The sequence below is a fragment of the Enterobacter vonholyi genome, assembly GCF_040834095.1.
Classification (GTDB): domain Bacteria; phylum Pseudomonadota; class Gammaproteobacteria; order Enterobacterales; family Enterobacteriaceae; genus Enterobacter; species Enterobacter vonholyi.
Genome location: NZ_CP162152.1, coordinates 1,340,497 through 1,366,921, shown reverse-complemented (window position 1 = coordinate 1,366,921; position 26,425 = coordinate 1,340,497). Strand labels below are relative to the sequence as shown.

Below are 26,425 nucleotides of genomic sequence, written 5' to 3'. Positions count from 1 at the left end.
GATCATGATGCAGATAGCAAAATCATTTTTCTTACTTTTAGTTCTGGCGACGGCAGCACTCTTTATGCCGCACGCGAAAGCTTCTTGCCAATCGCCGAGCCTGCCCGCGCTACTATCATTAACGTCGATTTCGGTCTCCACCAGCCTGCCCGTAGGTTCGACCATTCCGGGAACTGAACGCACCGTGCACATATCGGGAAACTGTTACTACGCGCCGGATGCGGGTCAGCCAATCATCGCGTGCTATAACGGCTTCGGCAAAGAGATCCCCGGGCTTCCGGGCGTCTATGAAACAGGCGTTGCTGGTATCGGCATCTCGCTAAGAAATGATAAAGGACAGCGCGTGACTGGCGCAGCGGACCAGATTTGTTCGGCGAATATGCCCGTAGGCCAGGTCTCCGGTACGATAAACAGCGACTCTACCATCCCCTTTAGCTTTGACGTGATGCTGGAACTGGTAAAAATCAGCGAAACCGTGGCTTCGGGCGCACTGACAATGAGCAATACGCAATTCAACCTTGCAGTGGGACGCGTTGAGGCCCTGGGTGACCCTAATACCCTCTCTTACTCAGGCAATGTTCAGGTAAAAGCAGTGACCTGTTCGGTGTCACCTAAATCCCTGACCGTCACGCTGGGTGATTTTCCGGTGAGCCGTTTTACCGGTCCGGGAACACTGGTCTCCCAGTCGGTATTCAATATCGGCATGCTCTGCGATCGGGATGTACAGCCGGAAATGATGATCACCAGCGCTAATGGCTATGAAACGAATTTTCCCGGCGTGATCAAATTAACGCCGGAAAGCGGCGTCGCCACCGGCGTGGGGGTGAAAATGCTCTTTAACGGCCAGATACCTGTTTTCGGGCAATATATGAATACCTTTACCGCCTATGCCAATATCCAGTCGCAATATCCCTTCAGCGTCTCTTACGAACAAACCAGTTCGGAGGTGACGCCCGGAACGGCGAATGCCGTCGCAACCATTACGGTAGCCTACAAATGAAAACGTTATTAACCCTTTTACTGCTTGGAGTGGCCAGCCAGAGCCTGGCGGAAGAAATTCAACTCGATGTTCGCGGAAACATTTATGCCAACGCCTGCCAGGTGGACAGCGCCAGCCAGAACCTGACGGTCAATCTGGGCAAAGCGAATACCGGCGATTTTAAGGATGTGGGCGATACCGGACAATGGAAATCATTCGACTTAACCCTGTCGAAATGCCCAACCACTTCCGTGCTGGCCACGGCCACCTTTCACGGTCAGCCAGACAGCCTTCATCCGACTAAATTCGCCAGCACCGGAACCGCGAAAGGACTGGCGCTGGAGCTTGCCGACCCGCAGGACCAGATCTCGCTTGCCCCGGACGCCAGCTTCAGCGTGCTGATCAACCAGAACAATCACACGGCGGATTTCCCGCTGGCCGCCCGCTATTACGCCACCTCATTGCCGGTCACGGCAGGAACGTTCAGCAGCGTGGTGCAGGTGACCTTCATTTACCAGTAGGACCGCGCCCCTTAGCACGGATGTTTTTCTTGCGCCCGGCGGCTGGTTTTGCCGGGCGTTTTTTTACCTCGGGCACCTCTGGCTGTTCGATCGGGAAGATCGGCAGCGCGTTCAGTAGCCGTTGGCCGTAATTTTTGGTGAGCAGGCGTTTATCATAAATCACCACCTCCCCCCAGCAGCCGTGGCTACGGATCAGACGCCCGACCTGCTGAATGAGGTTAAACGATGCCGCAGGTAAACTCTGCACCTCAAACGGATAGCGATTGAGGCTTTTCAGCCACTCCCCTTCGGTGATCACCACCGGGCTATCGATAGGCGGGAAGGCGATTTTATGTATATGCACCTGCGTCAGGTAATCGCCCTTCAAATCCAGACCTTCCGCGAAGGACTGTAATCCCACCAGCACGCTGCGCTCGCCGTTATCAATGCGTTTGCGGTGCGTTTCCACCAGCCGGTAGCGCGGCTGATCGCCCTGCACCAGCAGCAATAAACGCAGATCGGTGACGTGTTCGAGGAAGCGCTGCATCGCGCGTCCGCTGGCAAACAGCACCAGCATGCCGGGGTATTTCCTGCTCTCAACCTGTTCACGGAAGTAGGCCGCCATTTCCGCAATGTGCTGCTCTTCGTTGTCGATGAGCGGCTCGTAATTCATGCGCGGGATCACCAGCTTCCCCTGCTCGCAGTGGTTAAACGGCGAGTCCAGCGCGACAAAACGATCGCCCGCTTTCTCTTTAAGCCCGCTCATTTCCTGCAAACGAGAAAAACTGTTCAGGGAGCGCAGCGTGGCGGAGGTGACCACCACGTGCGGCACGCTGCGCCAGATGAGCTTTTCCAGCTGATCGGCCACGCGGATGCCCACGCAGTGGAAAAAGAGATGCACCTGGCCGTCCCGCACTTCACGGGTGGCCCATTTGGTGACCGGCGCGCCCGACGCCTGCGCCATCGAGGCCAGCCGCCAGAGCTTGCTCTGTGCTTCGAACATCCCCAGCGCACGGTTCATTTGCAGAAGGATACGGTGAAGGCGAACAACGTCATGGGTGCCGGTTTTCTCGCTGAGATCGTTCAGGAACATCTCCGCCAGCCCGCGCAGCTTTTCCAGATGCTTCGCCAGCTGCTGGCAGATCTCCATCACCTCGTCCGGCAGTTCGCCCATGGCAAAACGGTGTTCGGCCTCCTGGGTTGCCGGAAGATAAAGATTCAGGATGTTGTTCAGCGACGAGATAAGGCTGTAAACCTCTTCACAGTGGTCGCTCAGACGCTCCGGTACCGCCAGCGGCGGCGTGGTTTTCGGGCGGAACTGCTCCATGCAGGTGGCGACAAGCTTGCAGAAGAGATCCAGCTGCAGGCGGAACCAGGGCGCGGTAATTTCCGCGCTCATCTCCAGCGCGTCGCGCGCCACGTCGGGCAGATGGTGTCCTTCGTCGAGTACCAGCAGCAGGTTTTTCGGCTCCGGCAGCACCGCTTCGCTCTCCAGCGCCGCCATCACCAGGGCGTGGTTAGCCACCACCACTTCGGCTTCCTGAATTTCGCGCCGCGCGACGAAGAACGGGCATTCGCGGTAGTAGTGACAGTTGCGGTTCAGACAGCTGGCTTTGTCGGTGCTGAGCCTGCGCCACAGATCGTCGCTGATGGCTTTATCGGTGTGATCGCGCAGGCCGTCCCACTTATAGCCATCAAGATCGCCTTTCAGCGTTGCGCAGAGCTCCTGCTCGGCTTTGTTGTTTGGCGTGAGATCGTCGTCGAGGAACGCCAACAAATCCTGTTGCGACGCCTCGCTGCTGGCAAGCCCTGCCAGGTTACGCGGGCAGACGTAGCGCCCGCGGCCGAAGGCGGCCGTAAACCGCAGGTCGGGGATGATTTTGCGCAGCAGCGGTAAATCTTTACTAAAGATCTGGTCCTGCAAGGCCACGTTGGCGGTGCTGACCACCAGCGTTTTGTCCTCTTCCCGCGCAATCGCGATGCCGGGAATGAGATACGACAGGGTTTTCCCGACGCCGGTCGGGGCTTCAATCGCCAGATGTCGCCCGTCGTCCCCGGCGAGCGTTTTTGCCACGTCGGCAATCATCTGCCGCTGCGGCGCTCGGGGGATAAAGTCGGGGATCTGCTGTTGTAGCGCCTTATACCATGCGCCAATTTGCGCTTTCAGCGCAGCGGTTAAAGCCATCGGAAAACCTGAAACACTGTATAAACAGCCACTATTGTGGCACTTTCTCTTCTCTGCCGCAAAAAGAAAAGCCCGGCTTTACGACCGGGCTTCCATATTACTGCGGGTTAGCAGGTTTACGCGGGCGGCGTCGACGCTGCCCTTCCCCTGCCGGCTTGCCTTCGCCGCTGCGCCACGGGTTTTCGCCGGCCGGTTTGCCGTCGTTGCTACGACGCGGCGGTTTGCCGGATGACTTCGGCGCGCCACCTTCGGCACGACGCGGCTGCTGGCCGCGACCGCCGCCGCCCTGACCGCGACCGCCCTGACGACCGTTCTGAATCGGCTCGGCTTTGATTGACGGGTCCACTTCATAGCCCGGGGTTTCGATGCGCGGGATCTCTTTCTTCAGGAGGCGCTCGATGTCGCGCAGCAGCTTGTGCTCGTCCACGCAAACCAGAGAGAGCGCTTCACCGGTGGCCGCCGCACGGCCGGTACGGCCGATACGGTGCACGTAATCTTCCGGCACGTTTGGCAGCTCGTAGTTCACAACGTGCGGCAGCTCTTCAATGTCGAGGCCACGGGCAGCGATGTCGGTGGCCACCAGCACGCGGATGTCGCCGGACTTGAAGTCCGCCAGCGCACGGGTCCGCGCGCCCTGGCTCTTGTTACCGTGGATCGCCGCACTGCGGATGCCGTCTTTGTTCAGCTGTTCAGCCAGGTGGTTGGCACCGTGCTTGGTGCGGGTAAAGACCAGCACCTGCTGCCAGTTACCCTGGCCTATCATCTGGGAGAGCAGTTCCCGCTTGCGCTTTTTATCCACAAAGTGAACGTGCTGCGTCACCTGCTCGGAGGCGGTGTTGCGGCGCGCCACTTCCACTTCCAGCGGGTTATGCAGCAGCTTTTCCGCCAGCGCCTTGATCTCGTCGGAGAAGGTCGCAGAGAAGAGCAGGTTCTGACGACGCGCAGGCAGCTTGGCCAGCACGCGACGAATATCATGGATGAAGCCCATGTCGAGCATGCGGTCGGCTTCGTCCAGCACCAGAATTTCAATGCTATCGAGCTTCACCGCGTTCTGGTGTTCGAGGTCAAGCAGACGGCCCGGCGTTGCTATCAGCACGTCCACGCCGCCGCGCAGCTTCATCATCTGCGGATTGATGCTGACGCCACCGAAAACTACCAGCGAGCGAATGTTGAGATAGCGGCTATAGTCACGCACGTTCTCGCCAATCTGCGCGGCCAGCTCGCGGGTTGGGGTGAGGATCAGGGCACGAACCGGACGACGGCCTTTGGCGTGCGGCTGGTTTTTTACCAGCAGCTCTAACAGCGGCAGGGTAAAGCCCGCGGTTTTACCGGTGCCGGTCTGGGCGCTGGCCATCAGGTCACGTCCCTGAAGAACGGCGGGGATCGCCTGCTGCTGGATTGGGGTTGGCTCAACGTAGCCCTGCTCTGCGATCGCGCGCAGAATTTCCGGGTTCAGGCCAAGGGAATCAAAAGACATAAAAACTCCGAACCGCCCCGACCATCACAGGTGTAGTTTTCAGGGAGATATAACAATTGAGAGGACAAAAACCACAATGTCGCGAAGGAGCGGAGTGTAGCAGCTTTTGTGACGTGGCGCATAAAATATCCCTCCGCATTCCCTCGACGTTAGCGGGAATCAGGCATAATCTTAATCAATCGATTGATTAATTCTTAGTGCCGCCATGAATACGACACCCACAACAACCAAAGGTGAACAGGCCAAAAACCAGCTTATCGCCGCCGCGCTGGCGCAGTTTGGTGAGTACGGCCTGCATGCAACCACGCGCGATATCGCCGCGCTGGCCGGGCAGAACATTGCGGCGATTACCTACTATTTTGGCTCAAAAGAAGATTTATATCTCGCCTGCGCCGAGTGGATTGCCGATTTTATCGGCACGCAGTTTCACCCACACGTAGAGGAAGCCACCGCGCTGCTCGGCCAGCCGTCGCCCGATCGCGAGGCCATCCGCCAGCTGATCCTCAATGCCTGTAACAACATGATCCGCCTGCTGACGCACGACGATACGCTCAACCTGAGCAAGTTTATCTCCCGCGAGCAGCTCTCCCCCACTGCCGCCTACCAGCGGGTACACGATCGGGTCATTGCTCCGATGCATACCCACCTGACCCGGCTGATCGCCGCCTATACCGGGCGGGACGCCAGTGATACCGAGACAATTTTGCATACCCACGCCCTGTTGGGTGAAATTCTGGCCTTCCGTCTGGGCAGGGAAACCATCCTGTTACGCACCGGCTGGACACAATTTGATGAGGATAAAGCCGCGCAGATAGGCGAGGTGATCGCCTGTCATCTCGATCTGATCCTGCAAGGCTTAACGCAAAGGAGCCCGAAGTCATGAAAAAACCTGTCGCCATCATTCTGGTGGTCGTTGTTTTGCTTGCCGCAGGCGTCGGTGGATGGCTGTGGTATCAAGGCCATCAGGATAAAGGCCTGACGCTGTACGGTAACGTGGATATTCGCACGGTGAACATGAGTTTCCGCGTAGGCGGTCGTCTCGCCTCGCTGAGCGTGGACGAAGGCGATGCCATTAAAAGCGGGCAGACGCTGGGGATGCTGGACAAAGCGCCCTATGAGAATGCGCTGCTGCAGGCCAAAGCAGGCGTGTCCATCGCCCAGGCACAGTATGACCTGATGCTGGCCGGCTATCGCGACGAAGAGATTGCCCAGGCCGCCGCCGCCGTTAAGCAGGCGCAGGCCGCCTATGACTACGCGCAGAACTTCTACGCGCGCCAGCAGGGGCTGTGGAAAAGCCGCACCATTTCCGCCAACGATCTGGAAAATGCGCGTTCGTCCCGCGACCAGGCGCAGGCAACGCTAAAATCCGCGCAGGATAAGTTAAGCCAGTACCACACCGGTAACCGCCCGCAGGATATCGCCCAGGCGAAAGCCAGCCTTGAACAGGCGCAGGCGCAGCTGGCGCAGGCAGAGCTCGATCTGCACGACACCACCTTAATCGCACCGTCTGACGGTACGCTGATGACCCGCGCCGTGGAGCCCGGCAGCATGCTCAGCGCGGGCAGCACCGTCTTAACGCTCTCCCTGACCCGCCCGGTCTGGGTGCGCGCCTACATTGATGAACCGAATCTCGGCCAGATGCAGCCGGGCCGCGAGCTGCTGCTCTATACCGACGGTCGCCCGGACAAGCCGTATCACGGCAAAGTGGGCTTTGTCTCCCCTACCGCCGAATTCACGCCGAAAACCGTTGAAACACCGGACCTGCGTACCGACCTGGTGTATCGCCTGCGCATCATCGTGACCGATGCGGACGACGCGCTGCGCCAGGGCATGCCCGTCACCGTAAAAGTAGACAACGGGGAACGACATGAATGACGCGGTTATTCAGCTCAACAATCTGGTTAAACGCTTCGCGGGAATGGACAAACCGGCCGTCGCGCCGCTGAACTGCACTATCCAGAAGGGCTATGTGACCGGGCTGGTCGGCCCGGACGGCGCGGGGAAAACCACGCTGATGCGGATGCTGGCCGGACTGCTGAAGCCGGATGAAGGCTCGGCCAGCGTGCTGGGCCTGGATCCGATTAAAGACGACGGCGCGCTCCACGCCATGCTCGGCTATATGCCGCAGAAGTTTGGCCTGTATGAAGATCTGACGGTGATGGAAAACCTGAACCTGTACGCCGACCTGCGCAGCGTCACCGGCGAAACCCGGGAGAAAACCTTCGCCCGCCTGCTGGAGTTTACCTCCCTCGGCCCGTTCACCGACCGGCTGGCGGGCAAGCTGTCCGGTGGGATGAAGCAGAAGCTGGGGCTGGCCTGCACGCTGGTCGGCGAGCCAAAGGTGCTGCTGCTGGACGAGCCCGGCGTTGGCGTGGACCCGATTTCGCGACGAGAACTGTGGCAGATGGTGCACGAGCTGGCCGGCGACGGGATGCTGATCCTCTGGAGCACCTCCTACCTCGACGAAGCGGAGCAGTGCCGTGACGTGCTGCTGATGAACGAAGGCGAACTGCTTTATCAGGGCGAGCCGACGACGCTGACGCAGAGCATGGCCGGGCGCAGCTTTCTGCTGCACAGTCCGCAGGAGTCCAACCGCAGGCTGCTGCAGCGGGTGCTCAAACTGCCGCAGGTCAGCGACGGGATGATTCAGGGCCGCTCGGTACGGGTGATCCTCAAAAAAGAGGTCACAGTCGACGATATTCGCCATGCGCCCGGCATGCCGACGATTGAGATGGAAGAGACCGCGCCGCGCTTTGAGGACGCGTTTATCGACCTGCTGGGCGGCGCGGGCACGTCAGAATCGCCGCTTGGGGCGATTCTGCACACGGTGGAAGGCACGCCGGGCGAAACGGTGATCGAAGCCAAATCCCTCACCAAAAAGTTCGGGGATTTCGCCGCCACCGACAACGTGAATTTTGCCGTGAAGCGCGGTGAGATTTTTGGCCTGCTCGGGCCTAACGGCGCGGGAAAATCGACCACCTTTAAGATGATGTGTGGCCTGCTGGTGCCGACGTCCGGCAAGGCGCTGGTGCTGGATATGGACCTGAAGGTCAGCTCCGGCAAGGCGCGCCAGCACCTGGGCTACATGGCGCAGAAGTTCTCCCTGTATGGCAACCTGACGGTCGAGCAGAATCTGCGCTTTTTCTCCGGCGTGTATGGCCTGCGCGGGCGGGCGCAGAACGACAAAATCCGCCGCATGAGCGATGCCTTCGGGTTAACCAACATTGCTTCACACGCCACCGACGAGCTGCCGCTCGGCTTTAAGCAGCGGCTGGCGCTGGCCTGCTCGCTGATGCACGAGCCGGATATTCTGTTTCTGGATGAACCCACGTCTGGCGTTGATCCCATTACCCGCCGCGAGTTCTGGCTGCATATCAACAGCATGGTGGAAAAAGGCGTGACCGTGATGGTGACCACCCACTTCATGGACGAGGCGGAGTACTGCGACCGCATCGGGCTGGTGTATCGCGGCAAGCTGATTGCCCACGGCACGCCGGACGACCTGAAAAACCAGGCCGCCGACGATGAGGTGCCGGACCCGACCATGGAGCAGGCGTTCATCACCCTCATCCACGACTGGGATAAGGAGAATGCCCATGCGCAGTAAGGCCATTTCCTGGCGCAGGGTGCGCGCGCTGTGCATTAAAGAGACGCGGCAGATCGTGCGTGACCCCAGCAGCTGGCTGATTGCGGTAGTGATCCCCCTGCTGCTGCTGTTTATCTTTGGCTACGGCATTAACCTGGATTCCAGCAAGCTGCGGGTCGGGATTTTGCTGGAGCAGCAGAGCAAAGAGGCGCTGGACTTTACCCACGCTATGACCGGCTCTCCCTACATTGATGCCACCATCAGCGACAGCCGCCAGGAACTGATCCAGAAGATGCAGGCCGGGAAGATTCGCGGTCTGATCGTCATTCCGGTGAATTTTGCCGCCAACATGGCGCGGGCAAATACCGATGCGCCGATCCAGGTGATTACCGACGGCAGCGAGCCAAACACCGCGAACTTCGTGCAGGGCTACGCGGAGGGGATCTGGCAGCTGTGGCAAATGCAGCGGGCGGAAGATCGGGGTGAAGAATTTAAACCGCTGATCGACGTACAGACCCGCTACTGGTTTAACCCCGCCGCCATCAGCCAGCACTTTATTATTCCGGGCGCGGTGACGATTATCATGACGGTGATTGGCGCGATCCTAACCTCGCTGGTGATCGCCCGCGAGTGGGAGCGCGGCACCATGGAGGCGCTGCTTTCAACCGAAGTGACGCGCGTCGAGCTGCTGCTGTGCAAGCTCATTCCCTACTACTTCCTCGGCATGCTGGCAATGCTGCTCTGTATGCTGGTGTCAGTCTTTATCCTCGGCGTGCCGTATCGCGGCTCGCTGGTCGTGCTGTTCTTTATCACCAGCCTGTTTTTACTCAGCACGCTTGGCATGGGGCTACTCATCTCCACCATCACCCGCAACCAGTTTAACGCCGCGCAGGTAGCGCTGAATGCCGCTTTCCTGCCGTCAATAATGCTCTCAGGGTTTATCTTCCAGATAGACAGTATGCCTGCCGTCATCCGCGCCGTGACCTACATTATCCCGGCGCGCTACTTCGTGAGCACGCTGCAAAGCCTGTTCCTGGCGGGGAATATTCCGGTAGTGCTGATTATCAACACGCTGTTTTTAATGGCTTCGGCGGTGATGTTTATCGGTTTGACGTGGATGAAAACCAAACGGCGGTTAGATTAAGGAGCGCGCATGTTTCACCGTTTATGGACGTTAATACGCAAAGAGCTGCAATCCCTGCTGCGCGAGCCGCAAACCCGCGCCATTCTGGTGTTGCCGGTGCTGATCCAGGTTTTACTGTTCCCGTTTGCCGCCACGCTGGAGGTGACCAACGCCACCATTGCCATTTACAACGAAGACAACGGCAAACACTCCGTCGAGCTAACGCAGCGCTTTGCGCGTGCGAAAGCCTTTACCCACATCCTGCTGCTGAAAAGCCCGAAGGAGATCCAGCCCACCATCGACACGCAAAAAGCGCTGCTGCTGGTGCGGTTCCCGGCGGATTTTTCCCGTAATCTGGATACCTTCCAGACCGCGCCGATGCAGCTGATCCTCGACGGGCGTAACTCCAACAGCGCCCAGATAGCCGCCAACTATCTGCAGCAGGTGGTGAAGGATTACCAGCAGGAGCTGATGGACGGCAAACCGAAGCTCAACAACAGCGAGCTGGTGGTGCGCAACTGGTATAACCCTAATCTGGACTACAAGTGGTTCGTGGTGCCGTCGCTAATCGCCATGATCACCACCATCGGGGTGATGATTGTGACCTCTCTCTCCGTCGCCCGCGAGCGTGAACAGGGCACGCTGGATCAGCTGCTGGTCTCCCCGCTCGCCACCTGGCAAATTTTCGTCGGCAAAGCGGTGCCGGCGCTGATCGTCGCGACGTTCCAGGCCACCATCGTGCTGGGAGTCGGTATTTGGGCCTATCAGATCCCGTTCGCCGGTTCGCTGGCGCTGTTTTACTTCACGATGGTGATTTACGGGCTGTCGCTGGTGGGGTTTGGGCTGCTGATCTCGGCGCTCTGCTCGACGCAGCAGCAGGCGTTTATCGGGGTATTCGTCTTTATGATGCCCGCGATTTTGCTCTCGGGCTATGTTTCTCCCGTCGAGAACATGCCGGTATGGCTACAGGATCTGACATGGGTAAATCCGATTCGACACTTTACGGACATCACCAAGCAAATCTATCTGAAGGATGCGAGTCTGGATATCGTCTGGGGAAGTTTGTGGCCGCTACTGGTCATAGCGGCCACGACGGGCTCAGTGGCGTACGCGATGTTTAGACGCAACATCGCGTAGCTTTTTCTCTTTGGTCAGCAACGAGACCACCGCAGGCCCTGCGAGGATAGCCAGACCCGCCAGGGCCAGCAGCAGGTTGTTTTGCAGCACGCGTGACAGCAGCCACAGAACAATCATCGCCGCACCAAAGTACCAGGTGGTGGTGAGCTCTTCGAGCACGTCACCTACCTCGCGCCAGCGCGCTTCATGGTGGCGCTGTAAGAACAGCATCGACAGCACGGTGACGCCGTAAAGGACGCATAGCCCCAGGCCAACGCGCACCAGCGTGCCGCTCATCCAGCCCATCACCAGTACGGCCACGACCAGTAAATGCAACATTATCTGCCAGCAACTCAGGCCAGTTGCGACACGAACACGTTGTTGCCACTTCATGGCTTCTCTCCTGAAGGATTTTTCTCTGCTTAATCAGACTACCGCACTTTACGGAAAATTCCGTAACACCGCATCTTTTTGTGACGCCGACTACACTTTATTTTCATTGGGATAGTCACTCAGGAAGGAGCTTATGACGAAAAAAATGCAGCATTTCTCGCTTAAGGTGCTGACGATAAACATTCATAAGGGCTTCACAGCATTTAACCGCCGCTTCATTTTACCGGAGCTGCGCGACGCGGTGCGCACCGTCAGCGCGGATATTGTCTGCCTGCAGGAGGTGATGGGCGCACATGAAGTGCATCCGCTTCACTTTGAGAACTGGCCCGACACGCCGCACTATGAATTTCTGGCCGACACCATGTGGAGTGATTACGCCTACGGCCGCAACGCGGTCTATCCGGAAGGGCATCACGGCAACGCGGTGCTGTCGCGTTATCCCATTGAACATTATGAAAATCGCGACGTTTCCGTCGGGGAGAGCGAAAAACGCGGCCTGCTCTACTGCCGCATTACCCCGCCCGACCTTGAGCTGCCCATCCACGTGGGCTGTGTTCATCTTGGCCTGCGCGAAGCCCATCGTCAGGCGCAGCTGAAAATGCTGGCCGAATGGACCAATGCGCTTCCCGAAGGTGAACCGGTGGTGGTTGCGGGCGACTTCAACGACTGGCGACAGCGGGCAAACCATCCGCTGAAGGTGGAGGCCGGACTGGAGGAGGTTTTTACGCGCGCCAACGGCAGGCCTGCGCGCACGTTTCCGGTCCGTTTCCCGCTTCTGCGGCTTGACCGCATCTATGTGAAAAATGCCCACGCCAGCAGCCCAACCGCCCTGGCGCTCCTTAACTGGCGGCATCTTTCCGACCATGCGCCGCTCAGCGCGGAGATCCACCTATGAAATGTTCCTGGCAGGAAGGCAACCGGATCACGCTGCTGGTCAACGGGGACGAGTATTACCCGGCCGTGTTTAAGGCGATTGATAACGCTCAGCAGAAGGTGATCCTCGAAACCTTTATCTGGTTCGAAGACAACGTCGGCAAGCAGCTGCACAGCGTGCTGCTGCGCGCCGCCCAGCGCGGCGTCAAAATTGAAGTGCTGCTGGATGGCTATGGCTCGCCGGACCTCAGCGATGCGTTCGTCAACGAACTGACCACCGCGGGGGTGGTGTTCCGCTACTACGATCCCGGCCCTCGCCTTTTCGGCATGCGGACCAACCTTTTCCGCAGGATGCACCGCAAAATTGTGGTGGTGGATGAGACGGTGGCGTTTGTTGGCGGCATTAACTACTCCGCGGAGCATATGTCCGACTACGGTCCGGAAGCGAAGCAGGATTACGCCATTCGCATTGAAGGCCCGGTGGTGCAGGACATTTTGCTGTTTGAGCTGGAGAACCTGCCGGGGAAAGAGGCCGTTCGCCGCTGGTGGCGACGACGTCATCGCCCGGAAGAGAACCGGAAGCCAGGCGAAGCGCAGGCCCTTTTCGTCTGGCGGGATAACGGCGAGCACCGGGACGATATCGAACGTCATTATCTCAAGATGCTCGCCAACGCGAAGCGCGAAGTGATTATTGCTAACGCCTACTTTTTCCCGGGCTATCGCCTGCTGCACGCCATGCGCAATGCGGCCCGGCGCGGGGTACGCGTGAAGCTGATTGTGCAGGGCGAACCGGATATGCCGATCGTCAAAGTCGGGGCGCGGCTGCTTTATAACTATCTGGTGAAGGGCGGCGTACAGATCTACGAATACCGCCGTCGGCCGCTGCACGGCAAAGTCGCGCTGATGGACGATCACTGGGCCACCGTGGGCTCCAGTAACCTCGATCCGCTGAGCCTGTCGCTGAATCTTGAAGCCAACCTGATCATTCACGATCGTCAGTTTAATCAGACCCTGCGGGATAACCTGCAGGCGCTAATCGTCAATGACTGCGTGCGTGTGGATGAGTCCATGGTTCCCAAACGCACCTGGTGGAACCTGGGCATCAGCGTGGTGGTGTTCCACTTTCTGCGGCATTTCCCGGCGATGGTCGGCTGGCTGCCGGCGCATACGCCTAAGCTGGCGCAGGTGGACCCGCCGGTACAACCCGAAATGGAAACCCAGGACCGCATAGAAGCGGAAGATGGAGGCAAACCCTGATGTCGAAATCGCATCCACGCTGGCGGCTGGCAAAAAAGATCCTGACATGGCTGTTTTTTATTGCGGTCGCGGTTCTGCTGGTGGTCTACGCGCAGAAAGTTGACTGGGAAGAGGTGTGGAAGGTTATCCGCAACTATAACCGGATGGTGCTGCTGGGCGCTGCAGGGTTGGTCATTGTGAGCTACCTGATGTACGGCTGCTATGACCTGCTGGGTCGCGCCTACTGCGGCCACAAGCTGGCCAAACGTCAGGTGATGCTGGTGTCGTTTATCTGCTACGCCTTTAACCTGACGCTGAGCACCTGGGTTGGGGGGATTGGCATGCGCTATCGCCTCTACTCGCGGCTCGGCCTGCCGGGCGGGACCATCACGCGCATTTTCTCGTTAAGCATCACCACCAACTGGCTGGGCTATATTCTGCTCGGCGGGGTGATCTTCACCATCGGCGTGGTGCAGCTGCCCGCGCACTGGTATATCGATGAGGCCACGCTGCGCATTCTGGGCATCGTACTGCTGCTGATCATCGCCGTGTATCTATGGGCCTGCGCGTTTGCCAGACGCCGCCATATGACCATCAAGGGGCAAAAGCTGGTGCTGCCCTCGTGGAAGTTTGCGGTGCTGCAGATGGCGGTCTCCAGCGCCAACTGGATGGCGATGGGGGCTATTATCTGGCTGCTGATTGGCGAGGACGTAAATTATTTCTTCGTGCTGGGCGTGCTGCTGGTGAGCAGCATTGCCGGGGTGATTGTGCATATTCCGGCGGGGATCGGCGTGCTGGAAGCGGTGTTTATTGCCCTGCTGGCCGGGGAGCATGTCTCTCAGGGAACGATTATTGCGGCCCTGCTGGCGTACCGCATGCTGTATTACTTCCTGCCGCTGGCGCTGGCAACGGTCTGCTATCTGGTTCTGGAGAGCCGGGCGAAGAAGTTACGGGCGAAGAATGAGAAGGCGCTGGCGAAATAAAAGCAAAACGGCAACCTTGTTGCCGTTTTTAGTGTTTGTTCCCTCTCCCGTGGGAGAGGGTCAAGGTGAGGGCACCAGACAGCACCGCCACCCGGCAAAGCAATCTTAACGACGGTTGCCAAGAATTCGCAGCAGCATCAGGAACAGGTTGATGAAGTCCAGATACAGCGTCAGCGCGCCCAGAATCGAGTATTTGCGCAGGTTGGAACTGTCGCGCACGTCGATCTGCTCACCGATGTTTTTCAGCTTCTGGGTGTCATAGGCCGTTAACCCCACGAAGAGCACCACCCCGATATAGGTCACAGCCCACATCAGCGCTTCGCTCTTCAGCCACAGGTTCACCAGCGACGCCAGCACAATCCCGATCAGCCCCATAAACAGCATGCTGCCGAAGCCGCTCAGATCGCGCTTCGTGGTGTAACCGTACAGGCTCATCGCACCAAACATCCCGCCGGTCACCACGAAGGTGCTGGCGATGGAGGAGTAGGTGTAAACGATGAAAATGCTGGAAAGCGTCAGGCCCGTTAGCGCCGAATAGAGCATAAACAGGGTCGTTGCCATGCCGGCACTCAGCTTGTGCACCAGACCAGAAAGCACAAACACCAGCGCCAACTGCGCGATAATCAGCCCAAAGAAGGTGATTTTGCTGGAGAAGATAAACATCATCAGCTCCGGCGTGTTCGCTGCATACCACGCGATAAACGCGGTAAGCAGCAGGCCAACCGTCATCCAGCCATACACCTGAGCCATATACGTCTGCAGGCCGCTACGGGTCTGCTGTACTATTGAATCGGAACGCGGAAATCGGTCCATGATTCACTCCTGATTAAGATTAAGTAGACACACTCGTTAAGAGTAACACATCCACGTAAACCAACTACCAACGGCTGGCGGCCTGCTTATCGCTGTCGCGAGATTCTACCCAGCGATCCCCTTCCGGCGTGGCTTCGCGCTTCCAGAACGGGGCTTTGGTTTTGAGGAAATCCATAATGAACTCCCCTGCCGCAAACGCGCTGCCGCGGTGGGCGCTGGTCACGCCGACGAAGACAATCTCCTCGCCGGGCCACATCTCGCCGATGCGGTGAATTACCGTGACGCGCCCGAGCGGCCAGCGGCCTCGCGCCTCGTCGACAATCTCCGCCAGCGATTTCTCCGTCATGCCGGGATAGTGCTCCAGCGTCAGCGCCTTCACGCTATCACCGAGGTTGTGATTGCGCACTTTGCCGGTAAAGGTCACGACCGCACCGTCTTCGTCGCGTTCCGCCAGCCAGCTGTATTCTGTCCCTACGCTAAAACGCTCATGACTCACCAGAATTCGGGTTTCAGCCATCTTAGCCCCCTGTCACCGGCGGGAAGAAGGCCACTTCATCCCCTGCGTTCAGCGGATGGGTGAATTCCACCAGCGTCTGGTTAACGGCGGCCAGCAGCTTGCCTTCGTCGAGCGCCAGCGCCCAGCGGTCGCTTTGTGCCGCCAGATGCGCGCGCAGGGCAGCAACGTTATCAAAAGACGCATCCAGCGTCAGGCTATCGGTATTCACCAGCTCGCGCACCTGCGCAAAAAAGAGCACCTTAATCATGGCTGTCCACCTTAAAATCACCGGATTTGCCGCCGCTTTTCGCCAGCAGACGCACCGGGCCAATCACCATATCTTTCTGCACCGCTTTGCACATGTCGTAGATGGTCAGCGCGGCAACGGAGGCCGCCGTCAGCGCCTCCATCTCCACGCCGGTTTTGCCGGTTAAGCGGCAGAGTGACTCAATGCGCACGCGATTGTGCTCCGGCTGCGCCTGCAGGTTCACTTCCACCTTGCTCAGCATCAGCGGATGGCACAGCGGAATGAGATCCCAGGTGCGTTTAGCGGCCTGAATTCCCGCGATGCGCGCGGTTGCAAACACGTCACCCTTATGATGGCTGCCGTCGATAATCATCGTCAGGGTTTCCGGCAACATAGTGACGAACGCTTCCGCGCGCGCCTCGCGCACCGTTTCCGCTTTGGCGGAGACGTCCACCATATGCGCTTCGCCAGCGGCGTTAATGTGGGTCAGTTGTGACATAGCTTATTTCTTTAAATGGGGATGGAAATTACACGGACGGGTACGGGCATCCAGCTGCGGGGCGATGATGTTTTCCCACGCGGTGCGGCAGGCTTTGGTCGAGCCCGGCATGGCGAAAATCAGGGTTTTGTTAGCCACGCCCGCCACGGCGCGCGACTGAAGCGTGGAGGTACCAATCTCTTCAAAGGAGAGCATGCGGAACACTTCGCCGAAGCCTTCCACCTCGCGGTCGAACAGCGGGATTAGCGCTTCGGGGGCCTGATCGCCTGCGGTAAAGCCGGTGCCGCCGGTGATCAGCACCACCTGAACTTCATCGCTGGCGATCCACTGAGAGACCTGCGCGCGAATGGCGTAGCGGTTCTCCTTCACGATCGCTTTATCAACGATGTTATGTCCTGCGTCATGGGCCGCATCGCGCAGCCAGTGGCCGGAGGTATCATCCTCTTCGCCACGGCGGTCGGAAACGGTAAGAATAGCAATGCGTGTCGGGATAAATTCTGCGCTTACCTGACTCATCTTCTGATTCCTTCTTAAGCCTGATTACCCGCCGATGTAGGACAGGTTCTGAGTAATACCGGTATTGCCCTGATGCAGGAAGTGGGTCTGTTTTTTATGCGTCAGCGCTTCAGAAATGCGTGCTTCAAGCGCGTCCTGCTGCGCATCGTCTTCCAGCAGATCGCGAAGGTCCACGCCGCCGTCGCCGAACAGGCAGAGATGGAGCTTGCCCACGGAGGAGACGCGCAGGCGGTTGCAGCTGGCACAGAAGTCTTTCTCGTAAGGCATGATAAGCCCAATTTCGCCTTCGTAATCAGGATGGCAGAAGACCTGCGCCGGACCGTCGCTGCGCTGGCGGATCTGGTGGATCCAGCCGCGTTTCAGCAGCTCGTCGCGCAGCACCATGCCGGAGATGTGATGGCGGCGAAACAGCTCGCTGCCCTCGCCGGTTTCCATCAGTTCAATAAAACGCAGCTGAATGGGGCGGGTTTTGATCCACGCCAGGAAGGTATCGAGCTGGTGATGATTTACATCACGCATCAGCACCGTGTTGACTTTGACTTTTTCGAAGCCGGCCGCAAATGCCGCATCGATACCGTCCATGACCTGCTGGAATTTATCCTGGCCGGTAATGGCGTGGAACTGGCGGGCATCCAGACTGTCCACGCTGACGTTAATGGCGGTTAAGCCCGCATCGCGCCAGGTGGCCACGTCGCGCGCCATACGGTAACCGTTGGTGGTCACCGCAATCTGGCGGATACGTTCGTTTTCACGCACGGCGGCAATGATGTCGGGGAAATCGCGGCGCAGCGAGGGTTCACCGCCGGTAAGGCGAACTTTTTCGGTGCCGAGCTCAGAGAAGGCGCGCGTAACGCGGCGCACTTCATCCACGGAGAGAAAGCCGTTATTGGTAACGCTGCCCGGTTTGTAGCCGTCGGGCAGGCAGTAGGTGCAACGGAAGTTGCACACATCGGTAATCGACAGACGTAAGTAATAAAACTTACGCGCGAAAGCATCAGTAAGTTGTGAAGCCATGTACACCTTTCCAGATCGGGAGGCACAGTCATTTCTTTCTGTACCCTGGTGGCAAATTCGCCACGGCCAGAGCGCCATATCTTTCGACACAGGCACAAGGGCTAGAGTGTATGTTTTCATTTTTGAAAACGTGGTTAGGGCGATAGTAGCGCGGAAATTCTCACGGCGCCATTGTCGCTTCTCGCTATATAATTACGTATATAGCGAATCAATCCTGCATTTTCGCTACAGAATACCTAAAAACCGCATTTTCACATTGATATACGTCATTTTGCATCGGGTGAGGCATCGTCTTTTAGGGGTAGTTAGGTTACTGTTACGCGATCGAACGTGATAAGGAATACGTATGCGCAATCGCACTTTTGCGGATCTTGACCGAGTGGTCGCTCTTGGCGGAGGACACGGCTTAGGCCGGGTTATGTCCTCTTTATCGTCACTCGGCTCAAGGCTGACAGGGATAGTGACTACCACCGATAACGGCGGCTCAACCGGGCGCATTCGTCGTGCCGAAGGCGGCATTGCCTGGGGAGATATGCGCAACTGCCTGAACCAGTTAATTACCGAGCCGAGCGTCGCATCGGCGATGTTTGAGTACCGTTTTGGCGGCAATGGCGAACTTTCCGGGCATAACCTTGGAAATCTGATGTTAAAGGCATTGGATCACCTGAGCGTACGGCCTCTGGAAGCCATTAACTTGATCCGTAATCTGCTGAAAGTGGACGCATTCCTGATCCCCATGTCTGAACAACCGGTTGACTTAATGGCCATCGACGCCGAAGGGCATGAAGTTTACGGCGAGGTGAATATCGACCAGCTCCTCCTGCCGCCAGCGGAGTTGATGACCTATCCGAGCGTGCCCGCCACGCGAGAAGCGGTGGAGGCCATCGGGGAAGCGGATCTTATCCTGATCGGTCCGGGCAGTTTTTACACCAGCCTGATGCCCATTCTGCTGGTGAAAGAGCTGGCACAGGCGCTGCGCCGCACTCCTGCCCCGATGGTTTACATCGGCAATTTAGGCCGTGAGCTGAGTCCGGCAGCCGCAAGCCTGTCGCTGGCGGATAAACTCAGCTTGATGGAGCATTACGTCGGTAAGAAGATCATTGACGGCGTGGTGGTTGGGCCGAAGGTGGATGTGTCCGGCATCGGCGATCGTGTAGTGATTCAGGAGCCGCTGGAGGCTTCAGATATCAAATATCGCCACGATCGCCATCTGCTGCGCGAGGCGTTGGAGAAGGCGATTCAGGCGCTGGGCTGACAATAAAACCCGGTGGCGCTGCGCCACCGGGCAAAACCAACCTACGATGCCGCGATAAACAGATCCCGCAGCTGATGAAGCTGGTCGCGGATCTGCGCCGCCTCTTCGAACTCCAGGTTCTGCGCGTGCTGCATCATCTGCCCTTCCAGCTCGTGGATTTTCTGCTGCAGCGCTTTCGGCGTCAGCACGACGGTATCTTCTTCCACCACTGAACGCGCCTTGCCGCGGCCTTTCGCTTTGGTTTTGGCAATGTTCTGACCCAACGCCAGAATATCCACCACCTTCTTGTTCAGCCCCTGCGGCGTAATGCCGTGTTCTTCGTTGTAGCGCTGCTGTTTCTCGCGGCGGCGTTCCGTCTCGCCAATCGCTTTCGCCATCGACGGGGTAATTTTGTCACCGTACAGAATCGCTTTACCGTTGACGTTACGCGCGGCGCGGCCAATGGTCTGAATCAGCGAACGCTCGGAACGCAGGAAGCCCTCTTTATCCGCGTCCAGAATCGCCACCAGCGAGACCTCCGGCATATCCAGACCTTCTCGCAGCAGGTTGATCCCTACCAGCACGTCAAACTCGCCCAGACGCAGATCGCGGATGATCTCCATGCGCTCCACGGTATCGATATCCGAGTGAAGATAACGCACCTTCTCGCCGTGCTCTTCGAGATACTCGGTGAGGTCTTCCGCCATACGCTTGGTGAGCGTGGTCACCAGCACGCGCTCGTTAATGGCGGAACGGGCGCGGATCTCAGAGAGCAGGTCGTCCACCTGCGTTGCCACCGGACGCACCTCGATAATCGGGTCCAGCAATCCAGTCGGACGCACCACCTGGTCCACCACCTCATCGCCGGATTTTTCCAGCTCGTAGTTGCCCGGCGTGGCCGAGACGTAGATGGTTTGCGGCGCCAACGCCTCAAATTCTTCAAACTTCATCGGACGGTTATCCAGCGCTGACGGCAGGCGGAAACCATACTCCACCAGCGTCTCTTTACGCGCCCGGTCGCCGCGGTACATCCCGCCGATCTGCGGGATCGTGACGTGGGATTCGTCGATCACCAGCAAACCGTCGGCCGGAAGGTAATCAAACAGCGTCGGCGGCGGCTCGCCGGGCCCGCGCCCGGAGAGGAAGCGCGAGTAGTTTTCAATGCCGGAGCAGTAGCCCAGCTCGTTCATCATCTCAAGGTCAAACTGGGTACGCTGGCTCAGGCGCTGCTCTTCGAGCAGCTTATTGTTCGCCAGCAGAACCTTACGGCGTTCCGCCAGCTCCACTTTGATCTCTTCCATCGCCTGTACGATACGCTCGCGCGGCGTCACGTAGTGCGTTTTCGGGTAGATGGTGAAGCGCTGGATCACTGACTCAACGTGTCCGGTCAGCGGGTCGAAGAGCGACAGGCGCTCGACCTCCTCGTCAAACAGCTCGACGCGCAGCGCCATATCGTCCGATTCTGCCGGGAAGATGTCGATCACTTCGCCGCGCACGCGGAAGGTGCCGCGCTGGAAGGCCTGATCGTTGCGGGTGTACTGCAGCTCCGCCAGACGACGCAAAATCGCACGCTGGTCGATGATCATCCCCTGCGTCAGGTGCAGCATCATCTTGAGATAGAGATCCGGATCGCCAAGACCGTAGATCGCGGAAACCGAGGCAACGACCACCACATCACGACGCTCCAGAAGCGCCTTTGTGGCCGACAGTCGCATCTGCTCGATGTGTTCGTTCACCGAGGCATCTTTCTCAATGAAGGTGTCAGAGCTCGGCACATAGGCTTCAGGCTGGTAGTAATCGTAGTAGGAGACGAAATACTCCACCGCGTTTTCCGGGAAGAACTCTTTCATTTCGCCGTATAGCTGCGCCGCCAGGGTTTTATTGGGTGCCAGCACCATCGTTGGGCGCTGAAGATCCGCAATCACGTTGGCGATGGTGAACGTTTTACCCGAGCCGGTTACCCCCAGCAGCGTCTGGTGCGCCAGCCCATCTTCCAGCCCCTCTTCCAGACGACGGATCGCCTCAGGCTGATCGCCTGATGGACGGAAAGCAGAATTCAATTTGAACGGTTTACTCATGGGCGACAACCTGATGACGTTATAAGCGGCAGGTGTGTAATTTTACTCCTTGTTGCCAGGAATGCCAGTAAAAAACACTGGATGAAAAACCAGTAGCATGTCAGGATATTTAGCATAGCGCCTGAATGATTAGCGCGATAGCGGCCAAAATTTGGACAGTGGCAACATAAAACACCAGTCAGGTCAGGTTATCCCCAGAACTTTTTCTTTTTTAACATTTGTCAAGCCAGGTAATGATAGTTTTATGGCAACCGGTGACACTTTCATGACGGGAATTGCTTTTATCTAAGCAATTAAAAAATAAACGATATTTTCTAAAGCCGCGTTTCGCGTCAATTTGGGCGAAAGCCGCGTCTTCTCTCGCTTATCGCGTGTTTTCTAACTCTAATGCACATGGTTATCCACAGGAATAGTGGATAACTGCTTCCAGCCCATACAGACTGGCGCTCTGCAAATTCCCGGATTTTCCCACGAGACGGCGACAAAAAATTTTTATAGCTATTTTTTGCTGATTAACAGTTGCGTCATTCATAACCAATCGATGGGATCTTGCTCACATTTTCATCATTTCGGGTTCTGCACCACAACTCATTACCGGCGGCACCGTCAATGTGCAATCCGGTTTTTTATAAACCGCTTTCCGGTGACTTATTCCTAAAAAAGTCGCTTTTTTAATCACTTTCCGCTTTATGGCAGGGGTTTTGCAGAATCAACAGCGAGCCTCACCTACACACATTTTTAAGGAGAGAAAGATGTTGAGTCTGCGTGCTGTGAATCAGTTTTACGGAAGTCAACATACGCTATGGAACGTGGATTTAGATTTTCCGCAAGGGATGTGTACAGGCGTCGTTGGCCTGCCGGGCATGGGGAAAACCACCCTAATGAATTGCATCGCCGGGAAGGTGCCTGTCGAAAGCGGCAGCATCATCTGGTATGAGGCGGGCGCGCCGCCGCGTGATTTGCTAAACCCGCCGCCAGAACAGCGTTCCGGCCCGGAGATTGGCTATGTCTCGCAGGACAGGCGGATCTTTTCGCAGCTAACGATTGAGGAGAACCTGCATATCGCCATGCGCGCGACGGGGAAACCTAACCCGAACGCAAAAAATGACGTTTACGACCTGTTTCCGGCGCTCTATGGGGTGCGACAGACCCGCGCCAACACGCTCTCTCCGGACGACCAGTATCAGCTGGCGCTGGCTAATGCGCTGGTGAACCGTCCTCCCCTGCTGATCCTCGATGAGCCCCTGCACGGCGCAGGACACAGCTTCGCCCAGAAGCTGGGGCAGCTTCTGGTGCGCTTAAATCGGGAGTTAGGTATGACGGTGCTGTTAACGGAGCAGCAGCTGTCGTTTATCCGCCGGGTGGCTGACCGTTTCTGTATGCTCTATCGCGGGCGTAACGTGGCGCAGGGCCACGTTAACGAACTGGATGACGAGCTTATCGCGCACTGGATGTCGCGGGAAGCAAGACGCTGAGATCGAGATAACGCCCGGTTTCGATATTTTCCGCGCCGTCAGCAAGCCAGGGGATTTCCCCGAGGCACGGCGCGGGAAGGACGCGCCTGAGCGTCGCCAGATACTCCTGATGGCGTTTACCCGGCGCAACCACGTCGTTGGCTATCCAGCCCGCCAGACGCAGTCCGGCCTGCTGTACGGCCTGCGCGGTCAACATGGCGTGATTGATGCATCCCAGCTTGACGCCGACGACCAGAATGACCGGAAGCTGCTCGGACTTCACCCAGTCGGCAAACGTCTGCGTGTCCGAAAGCGGCGTAAACCAGCCGCCAGCCCCTTCCACCAGCACCCAGTCGGCCTGATTTTCCAGCGTCCACAATCCGGCGGACAGCACGGCGAAATCAATCGGACGACCTTCATCGGCGCTGATAATGTGCGGCGAGGTCGGCTCGGCAAAGGTGTACGGATTCACCGCGGAATAGGCGAGTTCAAGGGTGCTGTTACGCTGGAGCGCCAGCGCGTCGGTGTTGCGTAACCCTTCCGCCGTCATCTCGCTGCCGGACGCCACTGGCTTATATCCGGCGGTGTTTTTCCCGAGCATCCGTGCCGCCTGCAGCAGCGCCGAGCTGGCCACCGTTTTACCCACTTCTGTGTCCGTGCCGGTGACAAAATAACGTTCAGTCACGTTCGATAATCCCATGAAAAAGTTGATAGGAGAGCGGGAATTGACCCCGCTGCTGCGGCCAGGCCAGCTCAAGGCGCTGCAGCTGACCGCGGGTGAGCGGTTTTTTCTCGCGTCCGGTATGCAGGTGCGTGGCGCCTATGCCCTTCAGCGAACGCATGGCGCTGAACGCATCGCTAAAATTGAGCGTGATGGTCTGCACTACGCTGCGAGCGCGCCAGCCTGCCAGCGCCTGCGTCACCTGCTCATGCGATAAAAACCGGTTAGCGTGCGGCTGTTCATCGACTGCCTGCCAGGCCTGATTCAGCTCCGGCAGCGAACTTTCCAGCAGGGTGGTAAACGCCACCTTCCCGCCCGGTCGCGCGACGCGATAAAGCTCGCGCAAGGCCTGCGGCAGGCTGCTGCACCACTGAACCGCCAGATGGCTCCAGACCAGATCAAACTGCGCGTCCGCCAGCGGGATCGCCTCGATATCGGCCAGCAGATAGCGATGCGCCGCCTGCTGCTGGCGCGCCTCTTCAAGCATCTGGGCTGAGAGATCGATAGCCGTCACCTGGCTTCCCGCCCCGCGCCAGTAGCGGCTGTTGCTGCCGGGACCACAGCCGGCGTCCAGCACCTGTGGAAAACGGTTCTCGCCAAGCGCGGCCAGAAGCCCCTGCGCGCTCAGACGCTGCAGCTCATCGTGCTGCGAATAGCTCTGCGCGGCGCGGCCAAATGCCGCCGCGATGGCCTGCTTATTCACCGGCATCATGGAGCGCCTCCAGCAACGTCTCAATATCCTGTCGTTCATGCGCCGCCGTCAGGGTTAAGCGCAGACGCGCCGTGCCCGGTGGGACGGTTGGCGGGCGGATGGCGGTGACCCACATGCCGCGCTGGCGCAGCGCCTGTGCCAGCGCCAGCGCGCGGCCGTTTTCTCCGACAATCACCGGCTGGATAGCGCTCTGCGAATCGGGACTGTGGAAAGGCAGCGCCGCTAATCCCTGACGGAAGCGGGCAACATGCTCTGCCAGCCGCTGGCGACATTCATCCCCTTCCGCGCCGCGTATCACAGCCAGCGACGCAGACAGCGCAACGGCCTGCGCCGGGGGCATGCTGGTGCTGTAGATCAGGTGTCGGGCAAACTGCAGCAGATAGTCGGCGACGGATTCGCTGCACAGCACGGCGGCACCGCTAACGCCAAAGCCCTTGCCAAAGGTGACAATCAGCAGTTCAGGCTTCACGTTTTGCTGATACGCGCTTCCACGCCCTTCGTCGCCCATCACGCCGGTGCCGTGGGCATCGTCCACCAGCAGCCAGGCATTCTGTCGCTTTGCGGCCTCGTGCAGCGCGGCAAGCGGCGCGCTGTCGCCGTCCATGCTGAACACTCCTTCGGTGACAGCCAGCTGTTGTCCTTCGCAGGGTTTATCCAGCAGCGCTGCGAGCTGTCCCGCATCGTTATGGGCAAAACGCCGCAGCTGAGCCGGGCTTAAATTTGCCGCCTCCAGCAGGGACGCATGGCTTAAGCGATCGGCAACAATGCGATCGTCCTTCCCCATCAGGGCCGTAATAACCGCCTGATTGGCGGCAAAGCCGGAGATAAACAGCAGCGCGCGCGGGTAGCCCAGCCAGTCGGCAAGCGCCTCTTCCAGCGCATGATGCGCCGTGGTGTACCCGCTGACGTGCCCCGATCCGCCGCTGCCCACGCCAAACCGCTCCGCGCCCTTCTGCCAGGCGCGGATAATGGCCGGATGCTGGCTCAGCCCGAGATAGTCGTTGCTGGAGAAATTGCAGAACCGCTGGCCTTCACGGGTAAGAAAACGGCCCGCGCCGTTTTCCACCACCCTGCGAACGCGAAATGCCTCTGCCGCCCGACGGTCGTCGAGCGCAGAGTTGATACGTGCCTGCCAGGTCATACGGCTGCCGCGTTGTAGAACTGTTCGGTGTCGGCGTTGAAAATCTGCTGCTCCAGCTGCTGCTGTTGCTCGTTATCGCCCGTCAGCACTTCGGTCTGATGCGGGTTCAACCCCAGCTTGCGGAACAGCTGAACGTCTTTATCCTCTTCCGGGTTCGGCGTGGTCAGCAGCTTGCAGCCGTAGAAGATGGAGTTGGCTCCGGCCATAAAGCACATGGCCTGGGTCTGCTCGTTCATCTGCTCGCGACCCGCTGAGAGGCGAACGTAAGACGTTGGCATCATGATGCGCGCCACCGCGATGGTGCGGATAAAATCAAACGCATCCACGTCCTCGTTATCCGCCAGCGGCGTGCCCTTGACCTTCACCAGCATGTTGATCGGCACGCTTTCCGGCGGGGTCGGCAGGTTCGCCAGCTGCAGCAGCAGGCCCGCGCGGTCTTTCACGGTTTCGCCTAAGCCCACGATGCCGCCGGAGCAGACCTTAATCCCCGCGTCACGCACTTTATCCAGCGTATCCAGACGCTCCTGGTAGGTACGCGTGGTGATGATGTTGCCGTAAAATTCCGGCGAGGTGTCGAGGTTGTGGTTGTAGTAATCCAGCCCCGCTGCCGAGAGGCGCTGCGCCTGCTCCTCGTTGAGCGTACCGAGCGTCATACAGGCTTCGAGGCCCATCTCCTTCACGCCCTTCACCATCTGCTCCAGATACGGCATGTCGCGATCGTGCGGGTTCTTCCACGCCGCGCCCATGCAGAAGCGGGTCGAGCCGGCGTTTTTCGCCTTGCGCGCGGAGTCGAGGACCTGCTCGACTTCCATCAGGCGCTCTGACTCCAGACCGGTTTTGTAGCGCGCGCTCTGCGGGCAATATTTGCAGTCTTCGGGGCAGGCGCCGGTCTTGATCGACAGCAGCGTGCTGACCTGAACATTGCGGGGATCGAAGTGCTGACGATGCACCTGTTGGGCTTCGAACATCAGCTCAAGGAAAGGTTTGTTGAATAATTCAGTAACTTGCGACATCGTCCAGCGTGCGTGGTGAGCCATCGGGCTTCTCCA

General features: G+C 58.5%; 26 protein-coding genes and 1 riboswitch. Of the genes, 12 read left to right on the top strand and 14 right to left on the bottom strand.

Annotation, left to right across the window (positions count from 1 at the left end):
• The first annotated feature begins 7 nt into the window (after window positions 1-7).
• Both AB3N39_RS06445 and AB3N39_RS06440 read left to right on the top strand, forming a co-directional pair.
• Entirely contained in the window at window positions 8-1,000 is a 993-nt protein-coding gene (locus AB3N39_RS06445) for a fimbrial protein (RefSeq protein ID WP_367897307.1), read from the top strand.
• Entirely contained in the window at window positions 997-1,500 is a 504-nt protein-coding gene (locus tag AB3N39_RS06440) for a fimbrial protein (protein WP_133294035.1), read from the top strand. Before AB3N39_RS06445 ends, AB3N39_RS06440 begins: the two co-directional genes overlap by 4 nt.
• Here the strand turns inward: AB3N39_RS06440 and dinG are convergent.
• Together dinG and rhlE are read right to left on the bottom strand one after the other, a co-directional pair.
• A complete protein-coding gene (gene dinG / locus AB3N39_RS06435; protein ID WP_367897143.1) occupies window positions 1,487-3,664 on the bottom strand; it encodes an ATP-dependent DNA helicase DinG in 2,178 nt (725 codons plus the stop codon). The two genes, AB3N39_RS06440 and dinG, sit on opposite strands and share 14 nt — an antisense overlap.
• A gap of 97 nt (window positions 3,665-3,761) precedes the next feature.
• Window positions 3,762-5,141 (bottom strand): ATP-dependent RNA helicase RhlE, encoded by a 1,380-nt coding sequence (gene rhlE, locus AB3N39_RS06430; RefSeq protein WP_133294033.1) that lies wholly within the window; start codon window positions 5,139-5,141, stop codon window positions 3,762-3,764.
• Between the two features lie 205 nt (window positions 5,142-5,346).
• Between rhlE and cecR the strand changes: the two genes are divergently transcribed.
• Genes cecR through AB3N39_RS06405 form a run of 5 tightly spaced genes read left to right on the top strand, consistent with a single transcriptional unit; the run spans window position 5,347 to window position 10,987 of the window.
• Entirely contained in the window at window positions 5,347-6,024 is a 678-nt protein-coding gene (gene cecR / locus AB3N39_RS06425; RefSeq protein ID WP_133294032.1) for a transcriptional regulator CecR, read from the top strand.
• Complete coding sequence (hlyD, locus tag AB3N39_RS06420; RefSeq protein ID WP_367897142.1) at window positions 6,021-7,016, top strand: secretion protein HlyD; 996 nt, start codon at window positions 6,021-6,023, stop codon at window positions 7,014-7,016. Before cecR ends, hlyD begins: the two co-directional genes overlap by 4 nt.
• A complete protein-coding gene (locus AB3N39_RS06415; protein ID WP_143344849.1) occupies window positions 7,009-8,748 on the top strand; it encodes an ATP-binding cassette domain-containing protein in 1,740 nt (579 codons plus the stop codon). Before hlyD ends, AB3N39_RS06415 begins: the two co-directional genes overlap by 8 nt.
• Complete coding sequence (locus tag AB3N39_RS06410) at window positions 8,738-9,871, top strand: ABC transporter permease (protein WP_133294029.1); 1,134 nt, start codon at window positions 8,738-8,740, stop codon at window positions 9,869-9,871. Before AB3N39_RS06415 ends, AB3N39_RS06410 begins: the two co-directional genes overlap by 11 nt.
• A 9-nt stretch (window positions 9,872-9,880) precedes the next feature.
• Complete coding sequence (locus tag AB3N39_RS06405; protein WP_133294028.1) at window positions 9,881-10,987, top strand: ABC transporter permease; 1,107 nt, start codon at window positions 9,881-9,883, stop codon at window positions 10,985-10,987.
• Here AB3N39_RS06405 and AB3N39_RS06400 read toward each other — a convergent pair.
• Window positions 10,949-11,359 (bottom strand): YbhQ family protein, encoded by a 411-nt coding sequence (locus AB3N39_RS06400; RefSeq protein WP_023334980.1) that lies wholly within the window; start codon window positions 11,357-11,359, stop codon window positions 10,949-10,951. The two genes, AB3N39_RS06405 and AB3N39_RS06400, sit on opposite strands and share 39 nt — an antisense overlap.
• A 133-nt stretch (window positions 11,360-11,492) precedes the next feature.
• On the opposite strand from AB3N39_RS06400, the gene AB3N39_RS06395 reads away from it, so the two are divergent.
• Genes AB3N39_RS06395 through AB3N39_RS06385 form a run of 3 tightly spaced genes read left to right on the top strand, consistent with a single transcriptional unit; the run spans window position 11,493 to window position 14,451 of the window.
• On the top strand, window positions 11,493-12,254 hold the full coding sequence (locus AB3N39_RS06395; protein WP_115874543.1) for an endonuclease/exonuclease/phosphatase family protein: 762 nt from the start codon (window positions 11,493-11,495) through the stop codon (window positions 12,252-12,254).
• Window positions 12,251-13,489 carry a cardiolipin synthase ClsB gene (gene clsB, locus AB3N39_RS06390; RefSeq protein ID WP_111963823.1) on the top strand — a complete coding sequence of 413 codons (1,239 nt, stop codon included), beginning with the start codon at window positions 12,251-12,253 and terminating at the stop codon, window positions 13,487-13,489. The genes AB3N39_RS06395 and clsB overlap by 4 nt, the downstream gene beginning before the upstream one ends.
• Window positions 13,489-14,451 carry a YbhN family protein gene (locus AB3N39_RS06385; RefSeq protein WP_133294027.1) on the top strand — a complete coding sequence of 321 codons (963 nt, stop codon included), beginning with the start codon at window positions 13,489-13,491 and terminating at the stop codon, window positions 14,449-14,451. Before clsB ends, AB3N39_RS06385 begins: the two co-directional genes overlap by 1 nt.
• Before the next feature lie 105 nt (window positions 14,452-14,556).
• Here the strand turns inward: AB3N39_RS06385 and AB3N39_RS06380 are convergent, their stop codons facing one another.
• From AB3N39_RS06380 to moaA, 6 genes are all read right to left on the bottom strand, one after another.
• On the bottom strand, window positions 14,557-15,264 hold the full coding sequence (locus AB3N39_RS06380) for a Bax inhibitor-1/YccA family protein (protein ID WP_069719576.1): 708 nt from the start codon (window positions 15,262-15,264) through the stop codon (window positions 14,557-14,559).
• A gap of 64 nt (window positions 15,265-15,328) precedes the next feature.
• On the bottom strand, window positions 15,329-15,781 hold the full coding sequence (moaE, locus tag AB3N39_RS06375) for a molybdopterin synthase catalytic subunit MoaE (protein ID WP_133294026.1): 453 nt from the start codon (window positions 15,779-15,781) through the stop codon (window positions 15,329-15,331).
• A 1-nt stretch (window position 15,782) separates the two neighbouring features.
• The gene (gene moaD / locus AB3N39_RS06370) at window positions 15,783-16,028 is read right to left on the bottom strand and encodes a molybdopterin synthase sulfur carrier subunit (protein WP_111963820.1); all 246 of its coding nucleotides are present in this window, start codon (window positions 16,026-16,028) and stop codon (window positions 15,783-15,785) included.
• Window positions 16,021-16,506, bottom strand: coding sequence for a cyclic pyranopterin monophosphate synthase MoaC (gene moaC / locus AB3N39_RS06365; protein ID WP_111963819.1), 486 nt, complete (start codon window positions 16,504-16,506; stop codon window positions 16,021-16,023). Before moaC ends, moaD begins: the two co-directional genes overlap by 8 nt.
• A gap of 3 nt (window positions 16,507-16,509) precedes the next feature.
• Window positions 16,510-17,022: a molybdenum cofactor biosynthesis protein B gene (gene moaB / locus AB3N39_RS06360; protein WP_115874539.1), complete on the bottom strand. Its 513-nt coding sequence runs from the start codon at window positions 17,020-17,022 to the stop codon at window positions 16,510-16,512.
• Between the two features lie 24 nt (window positions 17,023-17,046).
• Window positions 17,047-18,036, bottom strand: coding sequence for a GTP 3',8-cyclase MoaA (moaA, locus tag AB3N39_RS06355; RefSeq protein WP_133294025.1), 990 nt, complete (start codon window positions 18,034-18,036; stop codon window positions 17,047-17,049).
• Window positions 18,024-18,157: riboswitch (molybdenum cofactor riboswitch) on the bottom strand. (Overlaps the previous gene by 13 nt.)
• 225 nt (window positions 18,158-18,382) lie before the next feature.
• Between moaA and yvcK the strand changes: the two genes are divergently transcribed.
• Window positions 18,383-19,291, top strand: a complete 909-nt coding sequence (gene yvcK, locus AB3N39_RS06350) for a uridine diphosphate-N-acetylglucosamine-binding protein YvcK (protein WP_127730109.1) — start codon at window positions 18,383-18,385, stop codon at window positions 19,289-19,291.
• Between the two features lie 41 nt (window positions 19,292-19,332).
• Here the strand turns inward: yvcK and uvrB are convergent, their stop codons facing one another.
• Window positions 19,333-21,348 (bottom strand): excinuclease ABC subunit UvrB, encoded by a 2,016-nt coding sequence (gene uvrB, locus AB3N39_RS06345; protein WP_008501138.1) that lies wholly within the window; start codon window positions 21,346-21,348, stop codon window positions 19,333-19,335.
• Window positions 21,349-22,100: 752 nt separating this feature from the next.
• Here uvrB and AB3N39_RS06340 point away from each other — a divergent pair.
• Window positions 22,101-22,823 carry an ABC transporter ATP-binding protein gene (locus tag AB3N39_RS06340; RefSeq protein WP_133294024.1) on the top strand — a complete coding sequence of 241 codons (723 nt, stop codon included), beginning with the start codon at window positions 22,101-22,103 and terminating at the stop codon, window positions 22,821-22,823.
• On the opposite strand, the gene bioD is transcribed toward AB3N39_RS06340, so the two are convergent.
• From bioD to bioB, 4 genes are read right to left on the bottom strand one after another with little or no spacing between them, the layout of a single operon-like run.
• Window positions 22,786-23,487 carry a dethiobiotin synthase gene (bioD, locus tag AB3N39_RS06335; protein WP_133294023.1) on the bottom strand — a complete coding sequence of 234 codons (702 nt, stop codon included), beginning with the start codon at window positions 23,485-23,487 and terminating at the stop codon, window positions 22,786-22,788. The genes AB3N39_RS06340 and bioD overlap by 38 nt on opposite strands.
• Window positions 23,480-24,235 carry a malonyl-ACP O-methyltransferase BioC gene (bioC, locus tag AB3N39_RS06330; protein WP_133294022.1) on the bottom strand — a complete coding sequence of 252 codons (756 nt, stop codon included), beginning with the start codon at window positions 24,233-24,235 and terminating at the stop codon, window positions 23,480-23,482. Before bioC ends, bioD begins: the two co-directional genes overlap by 8 nt.
• The gene (gene bioF, locus AB3N39_RS06325) at window positions 24,219-25,376 is read right to left on the bottom strand and encodes an 8-amino-7-oxononanoate synthase (RefSeq protein WP_133294021.1); all 1,158 of its coding nucleotides are present in this window, start codon (window positions 25,374-25,376) and stop codon (window positions 24,219-24,221) included. Before bioF ends, bioC begins: the two co-directional genes overlap by 17 nt.
• The gene (bioB, locus tag AB3N39_RS06320) at window positions 25,373-26,413 is read right to left on the bottom strand and encodes a biotin synthase BioB (RefSeq protein ID WP_133294020.1); all 1,041 of its coding nucleotides are present in this window, start codon (window positions 26,411-26,413) and stop codon (window positions 25,373-25,375) included. The genes bioF and bioB overlap by 4 nt, the downstream gene beginning before the upstream one ends.
• Window positions 26,414-26,425: the final 12 nt, after the last annotated feature.